Source organism: Paraburkholderia sp. SIMBA_027, from assembly GCF_046535315.1.
Classification (GTDB): Bacteria; Pseudomonadota; Gammaproteobacteria; order Burkholderiales; family Burkholderiaceae; genus Paraburkholderia; species Paraburkholderia tropica.
This window is the reverse complement of record NZ_JAWRWY010000029.1, coordinates 23,599-39,304: the sequence shown is the minus strand read 5'-3', so window position 1 is coordinate 39,304 and position 15,706 is coordinate 23,599. Positions and strand designations below refer to the sequence as shown.

At 65.5% G+C, this 15,706-nt stretch carries 14 protein-coding genes; 6 read left to right on the top strand and 8 right to left on the bottom strand.

Features of this window, described 5'->3' with window-relative positions:
- Positions 1–26: 26 nt before the first annotated feature.
- Entirely contained in the window at positions 27–965 is a 939-nt protein-coding gene (gene ppk2 / locus SB764_RS35640; RefSeq protein ID WP_065063357.1) for a polyphosphate kinase 2, read from the top strand.
- A 123-nt stretch (positions 966–1,088) separates the two neighbouring features.
- Here the strand turns inward: ppk2 and SB764_RS35635 are convergent, their stop codons facing one another.
- The gene (locus SB764_RS35635; RefSeq protein WP_074987515.1) at positions 1,089–2,687 is read right to left on the bottom strand and encodes an inorganic phosphate transporter; all 1,599 of its coding nucleotides are present in this window, start codon (positions 2,685–2,687) and stop codon (positions 1,089–1,091) included.
- Between the two features lie 177 nt (positions 2,688–2,864).
- Here SB764_RS35635 and SB764_RS35630 point away from each other — a divergent pair, with 177 nt between their 5' ends.
- Positions 2,865–4,556: a diguanylate cyclase gene (locus SB764_RS35630; protein WP_410866204.1), complete on the top strand. Its 1,692-nt coding sequence runs from the start codon at positions 2,865–2,867 to the stop codon at positions 4,554–4,556.
- Positions 4,557–4,796: 240 nt separating this feature from the next.
- Here SB764_RS35630 and SB764_RS35625 read toward each other — a convergent pair whose 3' ends face one another.
- Positions 4,797–5,201: a helix-turn-helix domain-containing protein gene (locus tag SB764_RS35625; protein WP_065063351.1), complete on the bottom strand. Its 405-nt coding sequence runs from the start codon at positions 5,199–5,201 to the stop codon at positions 4,797–4,799.
- Positions 5,202–5,839: 638 nt separating this feature from the next.
- On the opposite strand from SB764_RS35625, the gene SB764_RS35620 reads away from it, so the two are divergent.
- Entirely contained in the window at positions 5,840–6,238 is a 399-nt protein-coding gene (locus tag SB764_RS35620) for a hypothetical protein (RefSeq protein WP_065063350.1), read from the top strand.
- A 162-nt stretch (positions 6,239–6,400) separates the two neighbouring features.
- On the opposite strand, the gene SB764_RS35615 is transcribed toward SB764_RS35620, so the two are convergent.
- Positions 6,401–6,637, bottom strand: a complete 237-nt coding sequence (locus tag SB764_RS35615) for a DUF2964 family protein (RefSeq protein ID WP_065063348.1) — start codon at positions 6,635–6,637, stop codon at positions 6,401–6,403.
- A gap of 197 nt (positions 6,638–6,834) precedes the next feature.
- Entirely contained in the window at positions 6,835–7,068 is a 234-nt protein-coding gene (locus SB764_RS35610; RefSeq protein WP_183717473.1) for a hypothetical protein, read from the bottom strand.
- Between the two features lie 260 nt (positions 7,069–7,328).
- On the opposite strand from SB764_RS35610, the gene SB764_RS35605 reads away from it, so the two are divergent.
- On the top strand, positions 7,329–8,366 hold the full coding sequence (locus SB764_RS35605) for a zinc-dependent alcohol dehydrogenase family protein (RefSeq protein ID WP_065063346.1): 1,038 nt from the start codon (positions 7,329–7,331) through the stop codon (positions 8,364–8,366).
- Between the two features lie 40 nt (positions 8,367–8,406).
- On the opposite strand, the gene SB764_RS35600 is transcribed toward SB764_RS35605, so the two are convergent.
- The 3 genes from SB764_RS35600 to SB764_RS35590 form a co-directional block, all read right to left on the bottom strand.
- Positions 8,407–9,000 (bottom strand): IMPACT family protein, encoded by a 594-nt coding sequence (locus SB764_RS35600; protein WP_065063345.1) that lies wholly within the window; start codon positions 8,998–9,000, stop codon positions 8,407–8,409.
- A gap of 979 nt (positions 9,001–9,979) precedes the next feature.
- Entirely contained in the window at positions 9,980–10,291 is a 312-nt protein-coding gene (locus tag SB764_RS35595; RefSeq protein ID WP_183717471.1) for a hypothetical protein, read from the bottom strand.
- A gap of 318 nt (positions 10,292–10,609) precedes the next feature.
- A complete protein-coding gene (locus tag SB764_RS35590) occupies positions 10,610–12,271 on the bottom strand; it encodes an acyl-CoA synthetase (RefSeq protein WP_080180673.1) in 1,662 nt (553 codons plus the stop codon).
- A gap of 166 nt (positions 12,272–12,437) precedes the next feature.
- On the opposite strand from SB764_RS35590, the gene SB764_RS35585 reads away from it, so the two are divergent.
- Positions 12,438–13,214, top strand: coding sequence for a Crp/Fnr family transcriptional regulator (locus SB764_RS35585; protein ID WP_110329661.1), 777 nt, complete (start codon positions 12,438–12,440; stop codon positions 13,212–13,214).
- 147 nt (positions 13,215–13,361) lie between these two features.
- Positions 13,362–13,742 (top strand): DUF4148 domain-containing protein, encoded by a 381-nt coding sequence (locus SB764_RS35580; protein ID WP_244144336.1) that lies wholly within the window; start codon positions 13,362–13,364, stop codon positions 13,740–13,742.
- Here SB764_RS35580 and SB764_RS35575 read toward each other — a convergent pair.
- Entirely contained in the window at positions 13,739–15,430 is a 1,692-nt protein-coding gene (locus tag SB764_RS35575; RefSeq protein ID WP_373681716.1) for a peptidoglycan D,D-transpeptidase FtsI family protein, read from the bottom strand. The two genes, SB764_RS35580 and SB764_RS35575, sit on opposite strands and share 4 nt — an antisense overlap.
- Positions 15,431–15,706 lie beyond the last annotated feature (276 nt).

Genomic DNA, 15,706 nt, shown 5'->3' with positions numbered 1-15,706 from the left:
CCATTGATCGAAAAAGGAGAGTCGCCATGAACGAACTGGACCGCGAAGCGGCCATCGAGCAGGATCTGGAAGCGGAGCGTCATCGCCGCCGCCGTCTCGACGAAGAACTCATCGACGCCTACGACGAAGAGCTCGAAATGGAAGTCGACGACCGCCTGCAGGAAAGCGGTCTGCAGATCAGCGACGAAGCGCGCGCGCTGCGCCGCGTCTATTTCCGCGAGCTGATCCGTCTGCAGGGCGAACTCGTGAAGATGCAGGACTGGATCATCAGCACGGGGCATCGCCTCGTCGTGATCTTCGAGGGCCGCGACGCGGCGGGCAAGGGCGGCGTCATCAAGCGCATCACGCAGCGTCTGAATCCGCGCATGTGCCGCGTGGCCGCGCTGCCCGCGCCGAACAACCGCGAGCGCACGCAGTGGTATTTCCAGCGTTACGTGCAGCATCTGCCGGCGGGCGGCGAAATGGTGCTGTTCGACCGGAGCTGGTACAACCGCGCGGGCGTCGAGCGCGTGATGAACTTCTGCACCGACGACGAATACGAAGAGTTCTTCCGCTCGGTGCCCGAGTTCGAGAAGATGCTCGTGCGCAGCGGCGTGCAGATCGTCAAGTACTGGTTCTCGATCACCGACGACGAGCAGGAAGTGCGCTTCCAGAGCCGGATCGACGACCCGCTCAAGCAGTGGAAGCTCTCGCCGATGGACCTCGAAAGCCGCCGCCGCTGGGAAGCGTACACGCACGTGAAGGAAGTGATGCTGCAGCGCTCGCATATTCCCGAAGCGCCGTGGTGGGTCGTGCAGGGCGTGGACAAGAAACGCGCGCGTCTGAACTGCATTCACCATCTGCTGAGTCAGGTGCCGTATCACGAGGTCGAGCATCCGCAGGTGACGCTGCCCGCGCGCGTGCATCATCCCGACTATATCCGCCAGCCGGTGCCGGAAAACATGTTCGTGCCCGACGTGTATTGAGCGCCGCGTCCGGTTCTCAGCCGGCTCGAATAGAAAAAGCCGCGCCCCGAAAGGAGCGCGGCTTTTTTGCTGCGGTGCTGCTTTTGCTGGTGGTCCTTGCCGATAGCGATACGAATGCGGCGCTCAGAACAGGTGGCGGAACACCCAGTACAGGCCGCCCGCGAGCACGATCGACGCGGGCAAGGTGAGCACCCACGCGAGCACGAGGCTGCGCACCGTGTTCCATTGCAGGCCCGAGCCGTTGGCGGCCATCGCGCCCGCCACGCCCGAGGACAGCACGTGCGTGGTCGAGACCGGCAGGCCGTACACGTCGGCGGCGCCGATGGTGGCCATCGCCACGAGTTCGGCGCTCGCGCCCTGGCCGTAGGTCAGATGCTGCTTGCCGATACGCTCGCCCACCGTCACCACGATGCGCTTCCAGCCGACCATCGTGCCGAGACCCAGCGCGATCGCCACCGCCACCTTCACCCACGTCGGGATGAACTTGGTCGCGTGATCGATCTGGCTGCGGAAGTTGTCGATCGCCCGGGCGTCGTCGGCGGCGAAGGCGGGTTGCTTCGCCTTGTCGATCAGGCGGATCGCTTCCGAAATCACGTACATGTTGTTGCGCACGTTATCGACCACCGATTGCGGCACGTTGGCCATCGAGCCGTAGCCGGCCACCTGCTGGCCTACTTCCGCGGAGAGCGCGGAGAGCGCCGGAATCGTCTGCGGCGAGAGCGTGCGCGAGCTGATATAGCGCTCGACTTCGCTGCGCACGGCGGCGGCGTCGGTCGGCGTGGGCACGCCGTTCGCATACTTCCCGAAGGTGCGCGAGGCCTGTTCGGCGACCGCGACGAAGGTCTGCGATTCGCCCGTCGTCACGGCCTTGTTGAGCGCGTAAGCGGTCGGCACGGTGCCGATCAGGATCAGCATGATGAGGCCCATGCCCTTCTGGCCGTCGTTCGAACCGTGCGCGAACGAGACGCCCGTGCAGGTGAGAATCAGCAGCGCGCGGATCCAGAACGGCGGCGGTTCCTTGCCCTTCGGCTCGGCGTAGAGCGCGGGCACGCGCACGAGCGCCTTGAGCACGAGCAGCAGCAGCGCCGCGAGCAGGAAGCCGACGAGCGGCGAAAACAGCAGCGACTTGCCGACGCCCATTGCCTGGCTCCAGTCCACGCCGCTCGTGCCAGTCGAACCGTGCATCATCTGGTTCATCAGGCCCACGCCGATGATCGAGCCGATCAGCGTATGCGAACTCGACGACGGCAGACCGAAGTACCAGGTGCCCAGATTCCAGATGATCGCCGCGATCAGAAGTGCGAACACCATCGCGAAACCGGCGCTGCTGCCCACCTGCAGGATCAGCTCGACGGGCAACAGTTGCAGGATGCCGAACGCGACCGCGCCCGAGGACGTGAGCACGCCGAGGAAATTCCACGCGCCCGACCAGATCACCGCGAGGTTCGGCGAGAGCGAGTGCGTGTAGATGACGGTCGCCACGGCATTCGCGGTATCGTGGAAGCCGTTCACGAATTCGAAGCCCAGCGCGATCAGCAGCGCGATGCCGAGCAACAGCCAGGGCAACGCGGAGCTTTCGCGCACGGGAGACAGATCGTCGGCGAGATGCATGCCGACATAGACGGCGCCCGCGGCGATCACGAGCAGGAAGGCGAGCAGGCTCGCGCTGCGGCCGCGTGCGGGCGAGGCGCCAGGCTGCGGTGACAGGGAAAGGTCCGGCATGACGTGCTGGCTCCTGTGGCTGAATGGGCGATGAAAATGCGGCGAAAGTCGCGCTTCCGATCATCCGGAGCCAGCGTGTCGGATTGATGACATTTTCATGCGTACGGCTCGCCAGGCACGCAAGAAAAGGGCGTTTTTACGCGTGCTTTGCGTGTCAATCGTCGGAGGAATGGGCGCGTGGTCGAACGTGTTCAAGAGCCTGAACGCCATCCCGCCGTGGCGGAGGACGAGGCGAATCGCAGCGCTTCGCCCGAGCCGTGGCATCGCCGACCGCTGGCGCGGCGCGTGCTTTCGCCGACCCAGCGTCTGCGCCGCTGGCTGTTCGCGCAGGGCAGGCTCGCCACGCGCGCGATCGGCAATCATCCGTTTTTCGCCGGCCTCTCGGGCACGCTCGTTGCCACGGTGATGGCGACCGTCACCTATGTGGCGCTCTACGAAAGCCGCGCCGAAGAGATGCGGCACGCGGTCGAGAATTCGCAGAACATCTTGCGGCTCCTGAGCAGCGACATCGCGCGCAACGTCGAGCTATACGACCTCTCGCTGCGCGCCGTGGTTGCGAGCGCGCAGGAACGCGCGACGTGGACGCTGCCCGACGCGCTGCGCCAGCGCGTGCTGTTCGACCGCGCGACGGCGGCCTCGTATCTCGGCGGCGCTTATGTGCTCGACGCGCAAGGCCACGTGAAGGCGTCGCAGAGCGGCGAGGCCGCGCCGAATCTGTCGGTCGCCGACCGCGATTATTTCGTCGCGCAGCAGCGCGATCCGCAGCTCGGCCTGTTCATTTCGAAGCCTTATGCTTCGCGGCTGCGCAACGGCGTGCTGTCGATCGGGCTCACGCGCCGCATCAGCGCGCCCGATGGCGCGTTCGCGGGCGTTGCGCTGCTCGGCGTGCGGCTCGAGTATTTTCAGCAGTTGCTCGATCACATCGACGTGGGGCTGCGCGGCGTAGTCTTCATCATGATGGCGGATGGCACGCTGATCGCGAGCAAGCCGTTGATACCGAATGGCGTCGGCGCGAATTTCCGGCAGGGGGAAACCTTCAAGGTCGTGTCGAGCCGTCCCGCGGGCACCTTCGCGGCGCATTCGGGGACCGACGGCGTGGAGCGTCTCTACACGTGGGGCCGCGCGGGCACGACGCCGATCATCATCGGCGTGGCGCCCGCCGTCGCCGATATCCTCGCGGGCTGGCGGCGGCGCAGCATGGTCGCGCTCGTCATGACGACGGTGTTCGGCGGCGCGTGGGTGGCGGTGTCGTGGATTCTCGCCTTCGCGCTGCGCGACAAGCTGCTCGCCGAGGGCGCGTTGCTGCGTCTCGCGGTCACCGATCCGCTCACGGGACTCTCGAATCGGCGCGCGCTCGATCAGCGGCTCGTCGCCGAATGGCAGCGCGCGGTGCGCGAGCGCGCGCCGCTGGGCGTCCTGTTTCTCGACATCGACCACTTCAAGCTTTTCAACGACACCTATGGCCACGCCGCCGGCGACGAGGTGCTCGCGCTGGTGGCCGAGCGCATCGCGTCGGGCACGCGGCGCGCCGCCGATATGGTCGCGCGCTACGGCGGCGAGGAATTCGCGGTGGTGCTGCCCGGCGCGACGTTGGCGGGCGCGGAGAAGGTCGCGCAGAAGATCCGGCGGCGTATCGAGTCGGCGAATCTGGCGTTCACGGGTTCGCGCCACGGCTGCGTGACGGTGAGCGTGGGCTGCGCGAGTTGCGAGCCGCCGGTGGGCGGCAGCGGCGCGAAGCTGCTGGCCGCCGCCGACGTGCAACTCTACGAGGCGAAGAACGCCGGGCGCAACCAGGTGCGCGCGAAGGCGTGGACCGGCGCAGACGACATCATGCCGGGCCCGGCTGCGGCGACGGATATGACGAGCTGAAATTCGGGCTGAATGGCGAACTGAATGGCGGGCAGATTGGCGCGTTTGCGCGGCGAGCACTGAATGGGGCGCGCGTGATGAGTCTGCGCGAAACCGCCGCGGAGCCGCCCTCGTCGCGCGACACCCCGCACAACGCCTGCACCGAGCCGCGCGGGCGTCGTGAAGACGCCCGCGGCCAGGTGCAACCTGATTGCGACGTTTGCCCGGATCGCCGGACCTGCTCGCGTGAATCCGTTCGAATCAGCGTGCCGATTTCGAGAGGCGATGGCCGAGGCCAAGATTCGACACGATCTGCCACGTATAGACGCGCGAATAATGGACGCCGAACTGGCGGCCGATCAGTTCGCGCACGCGGCTGTTGGTCCACGCGTCGCTTGCAAAACCATGCTCTCGCGCCGAGCCGTGCAACGCATTGGCGATCCAGCCCAGCGCGGCGTGGTCGAGCACGGAAGGACGGCCGCCCACGCTCATCTGCTGGAGCGCGGCGAGCCCGCCGTCCTCCACGATGGACTTGTAGCGGCGCACCGTCTGGGCGGAGAGGTGCAGCGAATCGGCCACGGCATGCACCGTGGCGCCTTCCACGAGCATCTGTCCGGCGGCCATCCGGCGCGCGACGCTCGGCAAATTTTCGGTTCTGGTCAGCATGTGATCACTCGTCGACGAAAGATTCCGGTCATGCGGCTTGCGGATGCGCCGCTCCTTCAACCCAATTCCTGCATGCGGGTCTTGTCGTTTGCTGCGGCCTTGCGTCAACTCCTGCCCGACGCGCGGCCTCTTGCGGACGGCGAAACGTGACGCCCACTCGGGACGTCCACCTGGGACGCGTGCGGACTGCTCGGGCAGTCCGCAGCGGATATTAATAATTGTTTTTGTAGGGAATGTGTATAGCTGGCGGAAAAATAGTCTGCTTGACTTACGGATTTTCCTGGACTATCGGAAAAAATGAACGTATCCAATTCGATCAACAATACCGCGAGCCATTGCGCATTCGCGCCATCATGGACCGCCGATTCGCTCGAAGAAATGTTTGCAATCCTTTTTATCACGACCGCCCACGGGCAGATTACGAGAGCGATCCCGTAAATTTCGGCAGAATGCATTTCCGATTTCCATTGAATCGTTTTGCGAAATTCGAGGTGCCTGAATTCACGCGTTTGAATCGCTGAATGCGATTTGAATTGAATCGGACGGATCGAAAAGGCGGACCGGTTTCACGCTGCTGCGCGTCGCGGCGCGAATCCGTCGGGTCTCTTCCGCCTCGCATACTTTTACGGGCTACAGCAATGCATACTGAACTCGACGAAAAGGTGGGACGCCTGCTGCGGCGCGCAGCCAGCCGGCGCGGCCTCGTGCCGTATGGGGCTTTTCACGCGCTGTTCGCGCAGACCGTGCCGCTGCGCGAACGTTATGAGCAGCTCGAAGCGGCGGCGGCGGCGCTGTGCGAGCCGCAGGTGGCCGATTACGCGTCGCTGCTCGCGACCGATTCGGGGCTGCCGGGGCCGGACTTCTTCACGCGCTTCCGGCGGCTGCACGCTGAGCGCTATTACGCGACGCTCGGCGCGGACCGCCATCGGATGCTCAAGCTCACGGAAAAGCGCCAGCTCGCGAGCGAGGAGCGCGAACGTGTCTACGACCACTATCGCAGCGCCGAGCCTTGCGTGGCGCTCGGGCAGGACGCGTGAGTGCCACGTGAAGGGCGCGTGAAGGGCGCGCGAAGGACGCCGCGCGGTTGAATCGTGCAGGCGTGCTGAAGCGTCGTTGATTGCAGACGTGGCGCGCGTCGCGTGGCAGGCAGCGCGCGCCGCCTGCCTGATCCGCGCGGAGCGGATCGAGGGTGATCGACGCTAGTCGACGCGATTGCGGTCGCGCGCGAGAATCGAGACGTACACCGCCGTCGAGACGATGATCACGCCCACGCCGATCATCACTTTCTGGTTGTTGAACTGCACGAGCCCGAGCACGGCGATCGCGATGCCCGTGGCCGAACCGAGCGTCCCGATGGCCGCCACGAAGATGCGCAGCTTGCTCCAGACGCGGTGGCGCCGTTCGGGACCTGCGCCTTCCCTCAAACGATCGAACATCTTCTCGTCCCTTTCACGTGATGTGCGCGGCCTGATGACCCCGCGTGGCGGCGCATGCGCGGCCGCGCGCGCAGCCCTCTTTGTGACAAGATTAGACGATCGTGCGCTTCGTTGCTTTCGGAATGACTGCAATGCGGGCTGCGATGCGCTGTCATGAAGCCGCCGTAACGAAACTTTCTGCGGACTTTTCCATGGCTTTAAGTTTGCCTTAATTTTGCGTCGCCATGATGGGTGCGTCGGGTCGATTCGATAGTCGATTCGCGGTTGTTCTTCACGTCCCCTGTTAGCCGCCGATTTTCATCGGCGGCTTTTTTTTGTCGCGTGCGATTGCGATTTTCGTCTGGCGCCTGCATGGGCGTGACTTCGCCGTTTGTTTCGGTTTTGCCGCCGATTCTCATTGGCGCGGGCTGCGACGATTCGTCTGCGTCCATTAGTCCATTTGCGCAGTGCGGTGCGCGATTCCGGTGCTAAGCTCGATTGAGTGCGGATGCAATCCGTCATGACATCGGACGACGCGCAAAGGCAGCGTTGATTGGCGAAATCGGCGAAATACCGCATCCACCGTTGCGCAACAACGCACGCAATAACCCACGCAACAACGCGCGCACACGCAACGACACAGCGGCGAAGCGCGCGGCCATTGCACATCGTTTCTTTTCTTTTCCTCGCATCGTCTCACTGGAGGAGCAAGATGAAAGCGCTCGTATTCAATGGGCCCGGCCAGAAAGCGCTGGAAGACAAACCCGAACCGCAACTCGAGAAGCCGTCCGATGCCATCGTGCGCATCACGAAGACGACCATCTGCGGCACCGATCTGCATATCCTCAAGGGCGACGTGCCCGAGGTGAAGCCCGGCACGACGCTCGGTCACGAAGGCGTGGGCGTGGTGGAAGCGGTGGGCGAGGGCGTGTCCAATTTCAAGGTTGGCGACGCGGTGCTGATTTCCTGCATCAGCTCGTGCGGCAAGTGCGAATATTGCCGCCGCCAGATGTATTCGCACTGCACCACGGGCGGCTGGATTCTCGGTCATCTGATCGACGGCACGCAGGCGGAGAAGGTGCGCATTCCGCACGCCGACACGAGTCTCTATCACCTGCCGAAGGGCGCCGACGAAGAGGCGCTCGTGATGCTCAGCGACATTCTGCCGACCGGTTTCGAATGTGGCGTGCTCAACGGCAAGGTCAAGCCGGGGCAGTCGGTGGCGATCGTCGGCGCGGGGCCGGTCGGGCTGGCGGCGCTCATGACGGCGCAGTTCTACGCGCCGGGCCGCATCGTCATGGTCGACCTCGACGACAACCGGCTCGAAGTCGCGAAGCGCTTCGGCGCGACCGACGTCGTGAACAGCAAGAGCGGCGACGCCGTCGAGCGCGTGATGGCGCTCACGAACGGGCGCGGCGTGGACGTGGCGATCGAGGCCGTGGGCATTCCGGCGACCTTCTCGATCTGCGAATCTATCATAGGCGCGGGCGGCACGATTGCGAACGTGGGCGTGCACGGCACCAAGGTCGATCTGCATCTGGAGAAGCTCTGGGCGCACAACATCACGCTCACGACCGGACTCGTCGACACCTACACCACGCCGATGCTGCTCGCCACCGTCGAGTCGAAGCGGCTCGAACCTGGCAAGCTCGTCACGCACCGCTTCACGCTCGATCAGATCATGGACGCGTACGCCACTTTCGGCGAAGCGGCGCGCACGCAGGCGCTCAAGGTGATCATTTCGGCCTGAGCGCGCGCGTCGGAACGTCAGAGCGCGAGCGCTGCGTCGCTTAGTCGTATTCCGGAAAGCCCGCGCGACCTTGCGTGAGATCGCGCAGCGTGTCGCGCGCGGCTTCCACTTCGGTGGCCGGAAGCTGGACCGTCAGGCGCACGGTCATCGTGTAGCGGCTGTCGACGAGCGTGTGCTGACCTTGCTCGATCCAGTGGCGCACGCGCGTTTCGTCGGGATAGCCCACTTCCACCGTGAAGCGCGCCTGTGCGATGCGCTCGACGCGCGGCGCGTCCTTGAGCGCGTGTGCGATGGCGTCGGTGTAGGCGCGCACGAGGCCGCCCGCGCCGAGCTTCACGCCGCCGTAGTAGCGCACCACCGCGGCGAGCACGCCGTCGAGATCGTGATGGCGCAGCACTTCGAGGATCGGGCGGCCGGCCGTGCCCGAGGGTTCGCCGTCGTCGGACATGCCCGACTGGCCGCCTGCCAGCAGCGCCCAGCAGACGTGCGTGGCCGTGGGATGTTCTTCGCGCAGACGGCGCAGTTCGGCCATGGCGGCTTCGCGGTCGGCAACCGGAATCGCGAGGGCGATGAAGCGGCTCTTGCGGATCTCGAGTTCCGCGCCGACGGAGTTGGCAAGGGTATAGGTGGGCAAAACGGGCGGGGCCGGTAGCAAGGCCGGAGCGGCCAGGGCAAACCGTCATGTTAGCGGATGTGCCGGCGCGCGCGGCCGGCCGAACAGGCCGCGCCTGCTATCGAGCGATAGTGAGGCAAAAAACTGCGACGTCAGGCCGCGCTGCGGCATCTTGACAATTTCCGTAATGGATTCTTGCGCGTTGTGCTAATGACGCTTTGGGCGCGAGGCCCGATAATGCGTTCCATGACGGGTCTAGCTCTGGCTGGAGCGAATCCGAACTCCTCATTCGGTGATCCGTCATATACCGATTTCGTCGTGGCGCCGCAGCTCCTGCGCCGCGATCTCCCAGACGCTTCCTCTCTGCGGCAAGCACGCAGAAAAAATCCCCGGTCAGGATATGCTCCGATGACCGGGGGTCATAAGGCTCGCCTGTTCTCAAGAGGCGATTCCACCTTACGCCCATCAAAATTCCGCGGCAACGCAAAAAAATGTCGCAGGCCGTGCGCCGTCTGCGTGCGGGTCTGCTCGCGCGATGGCGTCTGAGCGATTTTTCGCGCGCAAAAAAAAGCCCCAACCGTAGCGGCCGGGGCAATGAGAATACACCGTGCGCTCCGGGGAACGAAACGCCCAACCACCTTAACCGCCAGCCCGGCCAGGATCAACGCGGGCGCATTACGCAGCATTACCTTCTGTGCGCTTGCGCACTTATCCGCCGTGCGTAAGCGCAGCGCCAGGCGCGTGTTTTTCCCTTCGTTCGCGTCGATTGTGATTCGGAGGCCAAATCAAGCGAAGGCGAGCGATAGTCGCAGTTAGCAGGATTCAGGTAAGGGAGTGAAATGCGCGCTGCGCCGCGCCGCCCGAAAATGGCGCGAAAGCGCCCCGGCGAGGGGAGAAATGCGCCGAGGCCGGTCTCTCTTTCGAAGAGACCGGCCTCGGCGGTCCGGCTAAGCGTAAGTCCGTCGCGCGGCGCTCGAAGGCAGCCGCGCGAGATCACGCATTAGTAGCGCGGCGGGGGCGGCGGACGATGGTCGTCGTGACCGCGCGGACCCGGATCATGCGGGTGACGGTGCATCCACTCGTCATGTTCCCAATAGCGGTGGCCGTCCCAGTAACGGTTGTCGTGCCAGCCGATCGACAGTTGCACGCCCACCGGCATCATGTGCGGCTGACCGTATTCGGGCGCCGAGTCGGCGCGCAGACCGTACGGTGCGGATTGAGCGAAGGCGCTCGAGGCGCCCATCAGCGCGCCGCCGGCCAGCAGTGCAGCCGCGAGGGCGCGTGCGGGGGTCTTCCAGCTCTTGGTGTTCATGTTCTTTCCTCCTCTTCGGGTTCATCGTCGCCGCGCATCGGTTGTTGCGCTGCGTTCGACCACGGAACCAAGCTTAGCGAGAGGAGCGCGGTGAAAACGTGACCACTTGTAAGCTTTCGTTTCACTCAAACTGTCATAAGAAATAGGCCCTTTTAACAGTCGAACCTTGATGCAAAAAGGATTACCGCGCCTTTCTGAAGATTGCGCGCGGTAATCAAAGGGCCAGGTTGTCAAGAGGCGTTACATTCGACGGCGACCCGACGCGGCTTCGACGCCGTCCGACGCCTCTCGCCGCGCCCTGTATCTTTCAAAAGCCCTTCATTTTGCGGGCTTTTCCGTCTTGCCGAAGTCGATTGCGTTCTGCGATCCCACCTTTGCGCGCAACTCGTACTTCTGGATCTTGCCGGTCGCGGTACGCGGCAACTCGCCGAATTTCACCACGCGCGGCACCTTGTAGCTGGCGAGAAACAGCCGGCAATGCGCGACGATCTCCTCGGCCGTCGCGCTTGTGCCCGGACGCAGCTCGACGAACGCGCACGGCACTTCGCCCCACTTCGGATCGGGCATCGCGACGACAGCGGCCAGCGCGACCGCCGGATGGCGATACAGCGTGTCCTCCACTTCGATGCTCGAAATGTTTTCGCCGCCCGAGATGATGATGTCCTTGCTGCGGTCGGTGATGCGCACGTAACCGTCGGGCGTCATCACGCCGAGATCGCCCGTATGGAACCAGCCGCCGCGAAACGCTTCTTCGGTGGCGCGCTCGTTCTTCAGATAGCCCTTCATGCAGATGTTGCCGCGGAACATGATCTCGCCGAGCGTTTCGCCGTCGTTGGGCACGGGTTCCATCGTCGTGGGGTTGAGCACGCTCACGCCCGCCTGCAGGTGATAGCGCACGCCCTGACGCGCGGCGAGGCGCGCCTGCTCGTCGTCGGGCAGCGACTTCCACGCGTCCTGCACGGCGCACACCGACGCGGGCCCATAGACCTCGGTGAGCCCGTAGACGTGCGTGAGTTCGATGCCGATCTGCTTCATCTTCGCGATGACGGCCGGCGGCGGCGGCGCGCCCGCCACCATCGTGCGCACCGTGTGCGCGATGCCTTCGCGATACTCGGCGGGCGCATCCGCGAGCGCGCCCTGCACGATGGGCGCGCCGCAATAATGCGTGACGCCTTCGGTGCGGATCAGGTCGAACACGAGTTTCGCGTCGAACTTGCGCAGACACACGTTCACGCCCGCGCGCGCCGCAATCGTCCACGCGAAACACCAGCCGTTGCAGTGAAAGAGCGGCAGCGTCCACAGATAGACGGCGTGCTTCGGCAAATCCCATTCGAGGATGTTGCTGAGCGCGTTCAGATACGCGCCGCGATGGTGATAGACCACGCCCTTCGGATCGCCCGTCGTGCCCGAGGTGTAGTTGAGCGCGATGGCGTCCCATTCGTTGGCGGGCAACTGCCACGCGAACTCGGGATCGCCCTGTTCGAGGAAGGTCTCGTAGTCGATCGCGCGCGGGAAATGCTCGGGGTCGGCGGGCGCCACGTCGGCGACCGTGATGATTTTCAGCTCGGGAAATGCGAGCGCCGCGCGTTGCGCGAGCGCGGCGTATTCCGTATCGACGATCAGCGCCTTGGCCTCGCCGTGACGCAGCATGAACAGCATGGTCGCGACGTCGAGCCGCGTGTTGAGCGTGTTGAGCACCGCGCCCAGCATCGGCACGCCGAAGTGGGCTTCGACCATCGCGGGAATGTTGGGCAGCAGCACGGCAACGGTGTCGCCGCGGCCGATGCCCGCGCGCTGGAGCGCGCTCGCGAGGCGGCGCGTGCGTGCGTAAGTGTCGCGCCAGTTGCGGCGCACGCTGCCGTGGACCATCGCGAGCCGGTCGCCGTAGACCTCGGCGGCGCGCGCGATGAAATCGATCGGCGTGAGCGGGACGTAATTGGCTTCGCGCGGCGCGAGGCCGTCTTCGTACGGATGCAACATGGCGCTGTCTCCTGTCTGCGCGCGGGTCGACGTGCTGTGCAAAGCGACGTGCATGGCGACGGCCTGTCGGCCCGTGCGGATTGACGGTTTATCGGTATGATTCGCGCTAACGTAGCAGGACCGCGCGCGCGAGTCTGTCGCTGGCGCGACAGAGCGGCCGCGCGCAATGATCTATTTCAAGGTGAGCGCCATGACGCAGCCCATTATGCCTCCGGACCAAGCCGCTGCCGCCGCCGCGGGCCGCATCGATGCGCGCGACGCCGCGCGGCTCGCGGCGCTGTTCGAGCGCTTCGCGTGGTTCCGTTCGCTCGACGCCGAACACCGCGCGTGGGTGCTCGACACCTCGCACGCGCAGAGCTGGGCGGCGGGCGCGACCGTGGCCGCGCGCGAGGCGCCTTCGGCGTACTGGCTGGGCGTGAGCAGCGGGCTCGTGAAGCTCGCCATCTTCAACGCCTCGGGTCGCGGTTGCACGTTTTCGGGCGTGCCGCACGGCGGCTGGTTCGGCGAGGGCAGCGTGATCAAGCGCGAGCCGCGCAAATACGACGTCATCGCGCTGCAGCCGGCGCTCGTCATGGCGGTGCCCGCCGACACGTTTCATCGCCTCATGGACAGCAGCCTGCCGTTCAACCGCTTCGTCATCCATCAGTTGAATAACCGCATGGGCGAATTTATCGGGCTGATCCAGAACAGCCGCTTGCTCGATGTCGATGCGCGGATCGCCCAGGCGCTCGCGCAGATGTTCAATCCCGATCTCTATCCGGAGACGGGCCGCGCGCTGGAAATCTCGCAGGAAGAGATCGGCATGCTGGCGGGCGCGTCGCGTCAGCGCGTCAATCAGGCTTTGCAGACGCTCGAACGCGCGGGGCTCGTCACGCTGGCGTACAACCGCGTCGACGTGGTGAATCTCGACGCCTTGCGCGCGTTCGGGCGCGATCAGATCTGACGACGCAGCGTGCGCGCCGTTCGCGCCCCCACGCCGGAAATTCTCTCCAGTCTTTCGCGGACTGGAACAGTCCTCCCCTGTGCGGTGCGTTTTTACGCGGGCGCTTGCTGCGTAGACTGGGCGCATCGATTGACACAGGAGAGCAAGGTGAAGAACGCAATGCTACGCACGGCGCTGGTTTCGATGATGGCGATTGCGCCGGCGATCGCGTTCGCGCAGTCCATCCAGAACGGTCCGGTGACGCGCGCGCAAGTGCTGCAGGAACTGAAGGACCTGGAATCGGTGGGCTATAACCCGTCGCAGGCCAGCAACGCGAATTACCCGAACGATATCGAAGCCGCGATGGTCCGCCTCGAAGCGAAGCGTGCCGAAGAGGCGCGTGTTGCGCAGGCGCAGCCGCGGGTGCAGAGCGTGGCCGAAGTGGATTCAGCGGATCGAGCCGCTCAAGCGGGCTATGGCGCGGAACCGGCGCAGGCCGGACAGACGGGCACGCGCGTGGCGGCGCCCGCCGCTTCCGCGCAACACTAACGTGACTGCGGCGACTGTGTCGCCGGCGCTGCCTGCAAATCCGGCGGCACGCCCATCAGTTGCAGCGTGCCCTGCGTGACGCCCGCGAACACCGGGCCCGCGACGGTGCCGCCATAGTACGAGCGGCCCGCCGGATCGTCGATCATCACGGCGACGATCACGCGCGGCGCGCTCATCGGCGCCATGCCGACGAACAGCGCGCGATAGCGGTTCTTCGCGTAGCCGGCGCCGATCTGCTTGCGCGCGGTGCCGGTCTTGCCGCCGACGCGATAGCCCTCGACGTTCGCGGCGCGGCCCGTGCCGCCTTCCGTCGTCGCCATTTCCAGCATCTTGCGCAGCGCCGCCGCCGTGGCCGGCGTGGTGACCGCGCGCGGCGCGTTGGTGGCGGTCACGGGCGCGCCGCGCAGCAGCTTCGCGGGATACATCGTGCCGTCGCCCGCATAGGCCGTGTAGACCTGCGCGATCTGCAGCAGCGATGCCGAGAGGCCATAGCCATAGGCCATCGTCGCCTGCTCGATCGGACGCCAGCGCGCCCACGGCCGCACACGTCCGGCCGCCGCGCCCGGAAACGTCACTTCGGGCCGCACGCCAAGCTCGTATTCCTGATACTTGTTCCAGATGGTCTGCGCGGGCAGGTTCAGCGCGATCTTCGCGAGCGCGATGTTGCTCGACTTCTGGATCGCCTCGGCCACCGTCATGCGGCCGTGATTCGAGGTGTCGTGAATCACGGCGGGCCCGATGCGATACGTGCCCGGCGAGGTGTCGACGATGGTGTTGGCGTTGACCTTGCGCAGATCCATCGAGAGCGCGGCGACCACGGGCTTGATCGTCGAACCCGGCTCGAAGGTGTCGATCACGGCGCGGTTGCGCAACTGCTTGCCGGTGAGGCGCGCGCGGTTGTTCGGATCGAACGACGGCCAGTTCGCGAGCGCGAGAATCTCGCCGTTCTGCGCGTCGAGCACCACGACGCTGCCCGCTTCCGCGTGATTTTTCGCCACGGCCGCCTTGAGCTGCGTGTAGGCGAGCTGCTGCACGCGGCGGTCCACCGTGAGCTGCACCGTCTCGCCGTTCTTCGGCTGCACGCGTTCGCTCGGCTCGGAAATCACGCGCCCGAGCCGGTCGCGGATCACTTCGCGCTGGCCCGGCGTGCCGCGCAGACGCGCTTCGGCGGCGAGTTCCACGCCTTCCTGGCCCGCGTCTTCCACGTCCGTGAAGCCGACCACGTGCGCGGCCGATTCGCCCTCGGGGTAGTAGCGCTTCGAGTCGGCGATGAGCGTGATGCCGCCGGTGGCCATTTCGTCGATATGCGCGGCGGTGTCGGCGTCGACCTGGCGCTTGAGCAGCACGAACGAGCGGTCGCCGGCGAGCCGGCGGCGCAGTTCCGCGAGCGGCATGTCGAGCAGTTTCGCGAGCGGCGACCAGGCGGCTGCGTCGAGGATTTTCGGATTCGCCCAGATCTCGAAGGTTTCGAGGCTGACGGCGAGAATCGCGCCGTTGCGGTCGACGATGCGCCCGCGCATGGCGTCGAGTTCGAGCGTGCGCTGATAGCGCTTTTGCCCCTGCTTGACGTAGAAATCGTGATTGACGACCTGTACCCAGAGCGCGCGGCCCGCGAGCGCCGCGAACGCGGAAAACGTGATGAACACGATGAGCTTCGAACGCCAGGCGGGCAGCTTCGACGCCAGCATCGGATGGCGGGTCGCGGTGGCGTGCGGGTCGCGCGGCGGTCTTCTCGAGCGGATCATCGGAGGGCGAGGTGCGTCTGTCGGGGAGTCAGTCGAATGGCATTGTAAACTGTGTGTAATTTAATTGAAATTTTCGTGCCAGTGCGCGGACGCGCGGGGTGTGATGCGGCGCAGGGAAAGTGCGCGCGAAGGCGGGGGCGGAGGCGGGGACCGGAGGCGGGGGGCGCCGATGTCCGCGTGGCGCGAGGCGCGCCCGGGCATCGGCGATCACACGGTCAG